Origin of the sequence: Streptomyces sp. WMMC940, from assembly GCF_027460265.1 — a bacterium.
Classification (GTDB): domain Bacteria; phylum Actinomycetota; class Actinomycetes; order Streptomycetales; family Streptomycetaceae; genus Streptomyces.
The window spans coordinates 6,551,339-6,557,500 of the sequence record NZ_JAPZBC010000001.1 but is presented as its reverse complement, the minus strand read 5'-3'; the positions used below and the strand labels follow the sequence as shown (position 1 = coordinate 6,557,500).

Sequence of the window (6,162 nt, the reverse complement as noted above, 5' to 3'; positions counted from 1 at the left end):
CGGACGCTTCCTTCGTACTCACCCGCAGAACACTGTCTGAGGCTTTCCTCCGGGCGCTTCCCTTCGGTGTTTCCAGCCTAGCAGATCCGATTTCCGTTTCCGCCACCCGCTGGACCGGGCTGCCGGGCCGTTCCTCCGCTTTCGCGAATTCCCTTTCCGGCGTCAAAAACCCTACCAGTCTTTTCCCGCTGTCCCGACCACACTCACCAGTGCGCACACAGAGGTGTAGACCAGTGGTGTAGACCAGTTAGGATGTCGACTCGACAGGTGCTGCCGACCTGCGACCCAGAGACGCGTCGTGGCCAGGCAGGGGTACGACGTTACATCTCACCGGCAGACGAGGCAAATCGTTTCCGGAGCCCTCCAGGCCCGCCAACTGGTAAGTCACAGACGGAACCTGGACTACCTATGACATACGCTCTGAACAGTACGCCGCCCGGCACAGGCAGTGGCGGCGGCACGTGAATCTCCACCCTGGGAGGCCCCCATGACAACCGTGACGTCGCCTCTGGCCGGGCGCGCCATCGGGCTCGCCGCAGTGCCCGACCCGGTGTTCTCCGGTGCGATGGTCGGTCCCGGTACCGCTATCGACCCGGTGCGAGAACCGTCCGAGGCGGTCTCCCCCGTGGATGGCATCGTTGTCTCCCTGCACCCGCACGCCTTCGTCGTCGTCGACTCCGAGGGACACGGAGTGCTGACCCATCTCGGCATCGACACGGTGCAGCTCAACGGAGAGGGCTTCGAGCTCCTCATCAACAAGGGCGACACCGTCACCCGCGGCCAGGGCATCGTGCGCTGGAACCCCGTCGCGGTCGAAGCGGCCGGCAAGTCTCCGATCTGCCCCGTGGTCGCCCTCGAGGCCTCCGCCGACTCACTGGGCGGGCTCCGCCAGGACGGCGACGTCAAGACCGGCGACGAGCTGTTCAGCTGGCAGTGACCCCTCCCTGGTCGGGGGACCGGTCGAACATCCACCGCGGCGGCTGGGACCGCCGCACTATCGGAGACGGGTGACATGGAGACAACGCTGCAGGGCGTCGGGGTCAGCCACGGTGTGGCCGTCGGCGAGGTTCGGCACATGGGCACGGCGGTGCTGGAGCCGCCGGCCAAGCAGATACCGGTGGAGGACGCGGAGCGCGAACAGGGGCGCGCCCGGCACGCCGTGGACGCCGTGGCCGCCGATCTCGTCGCGCGCGGCAACCTGGCCGGCGGCGAGGCACAGCACGTGCTCGAGGCGCAGGCCATGATGGCGCGGGACCCCGAGTTGATGGCGGACGTCGAGCGGCGGATCGCCGTGGGCAGCACGGCCGAGCGAGCCGTCTACGACGCCTTCGCCGCCTACCGGGCGCTGCTGGCGGGTGCCGGTGAGTACCTGGCCGGGCGGGTGGCCGATCTCGACGACGTTCGCAACCGCATCGTGGCGCGGCTGCTCGGGGTACCGATGCCGGGCGTGCCGGACAGCGACGAGCCGTACGTCCTGATCGCCCGGGACCTCGCACCCGCCGACACGGCGCTGCTCGACCCCGCGCTGGTGCTCGGGTTCGTCACCGAGGAGGGCGGCCCGACCAGCCACAGCGCGATCCTGGCCCGGGCGCTCGGGGTGCCGGCCGTGGTCGCGCTCCCGGGTGTCTGCGAACTCGCCGAGGGCACGGTGGTCGCGGTGGACGGCAGCACGGGCGAGGTGTTCGTGGCGCCGGGCGAGGCGCGGCGCGCGCGGCTGGCCGAGATCGCGGCCGAGCGGAAGGCCGCGCTGGCGGCGTCCACCGGTCCGGGTGCGACATCGGACGGCCACAAGGTGCCGCTGCTGGCGAACGTCGGCGGTCCCGGTGACGTCCCGGCCGCGCTGGCGGCCGGTGCCGAGGGTGTGGGGCTGTTCCGCACCGAGTTCCTGTTCCTCGACGACAGCCGGCAGGCGCCGTCGGAGGCGAAGCAGATCGAGGCGTACCGGCAGGTACTGGAGGCGTTTCCCGAGGGACGGGTGGTCGTGCGGGTGCTGGACGCCGGCGCGGACAAGCCGCTGGACTTCCTGACTCCGGCCGACGAGCCGAACCCGGCACTGGGCGTCCGGGGGCTGCGGTCGCTGCTCGACCACCCGGAGGTGCTGCGGACGCAGCTGACCGCGCTGTCGAAGGCCGCCGAGGGTCTGCCCGTGTACCTCGAGGTCATGGCGCCGATGGTGGCCGACCGCTCGGACGCCAGGGCGTTCGCGGACGCGTGCCGCGAGGCCGGGCTCGACGCGAAGTGCGGCGCGATGGTGGAGATCCCGTCCGCGGCTCTGCGGGCGCGGTCGGTCCTGCAGGAGGTCGAGTTCCTGTCGCTGGGCACGAACGACCTGGCGCAGTACGCCTTCGCCGCCGACCGTCAGGTGGGTGCGGTGTCCCGGCTGCAGGACCCCTGGCAGCCCGCGCTGCTCGACCTGGTGGCGCTGTCCGCCGAGTCGGCGAAGGCCGAGGGCAAGAGCTGTGGCGTGTGCGGTGAGGCGGCGTCGGATCCGCTGCTCGCGTGTGTGCTGACGGGTCTGGGTGTCACCTCCCTCTCGATGGGTGCGGCGTCGATCCCGTATGTGCGGGCGACGCTGGCGAAGTACACGCTCGCCCAGTGCGAGCGTGCCGCCGCGGCGGCACGGGCCGCGGACTCCGCCGACGAGGCGCGGCGTGCAGCGCAGGCGGTGCTGTCCGGGGAGTGACGGCCCGTGTGTGGAGGGGCGTCCTCGCCGTCGCGGCGGGGACGCCCCTCTTCAGTTGTGGGGGTCTTGCGCGTGTCGAGGGCTCCCCGTGCGTCCGTCCCCTAAGGATGTGCCTCGCCGAGGGGGAAGCCCGCGCGGTACTCGACGCCCGGTTCCGGGGAGAGCGGCTCTCCCGTGTCGGCGTCCGTGCAGTAGGCGCTGAAGACCTCGGCCTCGCTGAGCGCGACGAGCCGGCCACCGTGGAGGCGCCAGCCGTGGAGCCGGTCGGGGGTCTCGGCCGTGGACGTCCTGAGGACGACTCCGCCGGGACTGTCGAGGGCGATTCCGACCGCCAGGACCGTCGCGAACTCGGCGGCTTCGGAGGAGTCGAGGACGGCCGGCGCGTCGGCGGCGCGTGTGGTGTGGAGGACCGCCAGGAGTTGCTGCCCCTTCTCCGCCGGGACGCTGCAGACCAGGTGGTGCGCACCGGGGCCGGCGCCGTCGAGCAGGTCGACCAGCAGCCGTGAGGCCCGGTCGAAGGCGGACCGGCCGGTGTCCTCCCCGCAGTCCGAGCAGGTGCCGAGGCCGGCGAGGAGGGAGGTGGCGTACTCCCATGTGGTCTGCCGGGCCGTGCGGTTGAGGAGCAGTGGTACGAGTTCGTCGAGCGGCTGTCCGGTGTACGCGACCGTCGCGCCGGTGGAGGCGACCTCCGCGGTGTAGCGGCTGCGGCTGGCCGAGGAGTCGGGGTCGAGCCCGGTCTCCCTGCAGTACTCCGCGAACTCCTCCGGGTCGAAGAGGGCGACGGTGGTGTGCCCGCCCTGGGCGGAGAGTGCTCTGAGCAGGCCCTCCGCGTGGCGGAGGTAGTCCGGATGGTCGTCGAAGGCGAAAGTTGGGTACCGGCGCATGGCCGCGAGGTCCTGGTCGTCGACGAGGAGTCCGACGGTTGCGGGTACCTCGCGGCGCAGCGCCCGGTGACGGGCTCGACGGGAGTCGCCGGCACGGGCGCGCGCCCCCGTGCGGCCGCGCTGCCCGGAGCGGGTGCCCGCGGTGGTGCGGTCCGGGCCGTCGTGCCTGCGGTGAGCGCCCTCCGTGCCGTGGGCTGTGGTCCGGGCCGTTGCGTCGTGCTTGCCGTGCTGCATGGGATCCCCCTGGTCGCGTGAGCGCTGTTGCTCAGTGCTCACTCACCGTAGTCGTGAGCACTGACAACGCGTCCTCGTGGCCTCGGGGGCGTGGGGCGTCCCCGGTTCAGCCGCGATCGGCGCCGCGCTCGCGCGCCAGCTCCTCGTAGAAGCGCAGCAGTTCGAGGTCGTCCACCGAGCCGGGGTTCACCGCCTTCGTCAGGGCGGTTCCCTGCAGCAGGCGCTTGACCGGGACCTCGATGCGCTTGCCGGTGAGGGTGTGCGGGACGCCGGGGACCTCGATGATGTCGTCCGGGACGTGGCGCGGGGAGAGCTGTTCGCGGATGGTCCGCTTGATCCGGGAGCGCAGGTCGTCGTCGAGGGCGGCGCCGGGGGCGAGGTGGACGAAGAGCGGCATCCAGTAACCGCCGTCCGGTTCCTCGAGGCCGATGACGAGGGACTCCTTGATCTCGGGGAGCCGTTCCACCACTTCGTAGATGTCGGCGGAGCCCATGCGGACGCCCTGGCGGTTCAGGGTGGAGTCAGACCTGCCGTGGATGACGACGGAGCCGTGGTCGGTGATCGTGATCCAGTCGCCGTGCCGCCAGACGCCCGGGAACATCTCGAAGTAGCTCTCGCGGTAGCGGCTGCCGTCGGGGTCGTTCCAGAATCGGATCGGCATGGACGGCATGGGGTTGATGACGACGAGCTCGCCGACCTCGCCGATGACGGGCTTGCCGTGCGGGTCCCAGGACTGCAGGTCGGTGCCGAGGCAGGCGGCCTGGAGTTCGCCGATGTGGACGGGCAGGGTCGGGACGGCGCCCGCGAAGCAGCTGCAGACGTCCGTGCCGCCGCTGACGGACGCGATCCACAGGTCCTCGCGGACCTCGTCGTGGAGCCAGCGGAAGCCGTCGGGCGGCAGCGGGGAGCCGGTGGTGGCGACGCACTTGACCGTCGAGAGGTCGTGGTCGCGCGAGGGGTGCACGCCGGCTTTGCGGCAGGCCATGACGTAGGCGGCGGAGGTACCGAAGAGGGTCGTCCCGGTGCGTTCGGCGATCGCCCACTGGGCGCCGGTGTCCGGGTGGCCGGGGCTGCCGTCGTACAGCACGACGGTGGTGCCGGTGAGCAGGCCGGAGACGAGGAAGTTCCACATCATCCAGCCGGTGGAGGTGTACCAGAAGAAGCGGTCCCCGGGACCGAGGTCGCAGTGCAGTCCGAGTTGCTTGAAGTGCTCCAGCAGGATGCCGCCCTGGGACTGGACGATCGCCTTGGGCAGCCCGGTGGTTCCGGAGGAGTAGAGGACCCACAGCGGGTGGTCGAAGGGGACCTGCTCGAAGACGGGCTCGGTGTCGTCCGCGGTGAGGGCGGACCATTCGAGCGCGCCTTCGGGGGCGGGGGTGCCGAGCAGGGGGATGTGGACGACGGCCCGCAGCGTGGGCAGTTCCCGGCGGAGTTCGGCGACGGTTTCGGCGCGGTCGTGCTCCTTGCCGCCGTAGCGGTACCCGTCCACGGTGAACAGGACCACCGGCTCGACCTGCTGGAAGCGGTCGAGGACGCTGCGGGCGCCGAAGTCGGGGGCGCAGGAGGTCCAGGTGGCTCCGACGGCGGCGGTGGCGAGGAGGGCGGTCACGGCCTGCGGGATGTTCGGCAGATAGCCGCTGACCCGGTCGCCGGGGCGGACGCCGAGAGCGCGGAGTCCGGCGGCGAGCGATCCGACTTGGCGGCGCAGTTCGGCCCAGCTGATGGGGGTCGGGTCATGTGTTTCGTCCAGATGGATGAGGGCCGGCTCATGGGCGAGAGCGGGGTCCTCGGCGGTGCGCAGGGCGTGTTCGGCGTAGTTGAGGGTGGCGCCGGGGAACCACTGGGCGCCGGGCATGCCGCGCTCGGCGAGGACGCGCTCGCAGGGGGTGGAGAACCGTACGTCGAACCAGTCGGCGACCGCCTGCCAGAAGGAGTCGAGCCGGTCGACCGACCAGCGGTGCAGAGCCGGGTAGCCGCCCTCGGCGGGTGCGCCGTGGCGCTCGGCGGCCCATGCCTGGAAGCGGGTGATCCGGGCCGCCGCGATGCGGTCGGCGTCCGGCTGCCAGAGGGGGGCAGGGTTCGCTGCTGAGGTCATGGGGCGGCTCCCGGGCGGCTCGGCGGCTCTGTGCGTGGTGGGCACTCGGTCGGCACGTGGTCCACGTGTGTGTCCGGCGGGGCGTGGGTGTGCCTTCGCGCGGCTGACAGGGACGATGCCATGTGATCGTCTTCCGCACCAGGGTTCCCCACCCATGGCGGGGTGGCTGATTATGTGCTGCGGCCACGGGTGCCGGGTTCCGGGTCGTGGTGGGCGGGTGCTCGCACCGCGAGGTGAACGGCAGTTGAACGAACCCCGCCCCGGCC

At 71.7% G+C, this 6,162-nt stretch carries 4 protein-coding genes; 2 read left to right on the top strand and 2 right to left on the bottom strand.

Annotation, left to right across the window (positions count from 1 at the left end; translation table 11 throughout):
• Window positions 1-487 precede the first annotated feature (487 nt).
• Both O7595_RS28935 and ptsP read left to right on the top strand, forming a co-directional pair.
• On the top strand, window positions 488-937 hold the full coding sequence (locus tag O7595_RS28935) for a PTS sugar transporter subunit IIA (protein ID WP_269731517.1): 450 nt from the start codon (window positions 488-490) through the stop codon (window positions 935-937).
• A 75-nt stretch (window positions 938-1,012) separates the two neighbouring features.
• The gene (gene ptsP, locus O7595_RS28930; RefSeq protein ID WP_269731516.1) at window positions 1,013-2,683 is read left to right on the top strand and encodes a phosphoenolpyruvate--protein phosphotransferase; all 1,671 of its coding nucleotides are present in this window, start codon (window positions 1,013-1,015) and stop codon (window positions 2,681-2,683) included.
• Window positions 2,684-2,784: 101 nt separating this feature from the next.
• On the opposite strand, the gene O7595_RS28925 is transcribed toward ptsP, so the two are convergent.
• On the bottom strand, window positions 2,785-3,801 hold the full coding sequence (locus O7595_RS28925) for a hypothetical protein (RefSeq protein ID WP_269732670.1): 1,017 nt from the start codon (window positions 3,799-3,801) through the stop codon (window positions 2,785-2,787).
• Window positions 3,802-3,907: 106 nt separating this feature from the next.
• Window positions 3,908-5,896, bottom strand: coding sequence for an acetoacetate--CoA ligase (locus tag O7595_RS28920; protein WP_269731515.1), 1,989 nt, complete (start codon window positions 5,894-5,896; stop codon window positions 3,908-3,910).
• Window positions 5,897-6,162 lie beyond the last annotated feature (266 nt).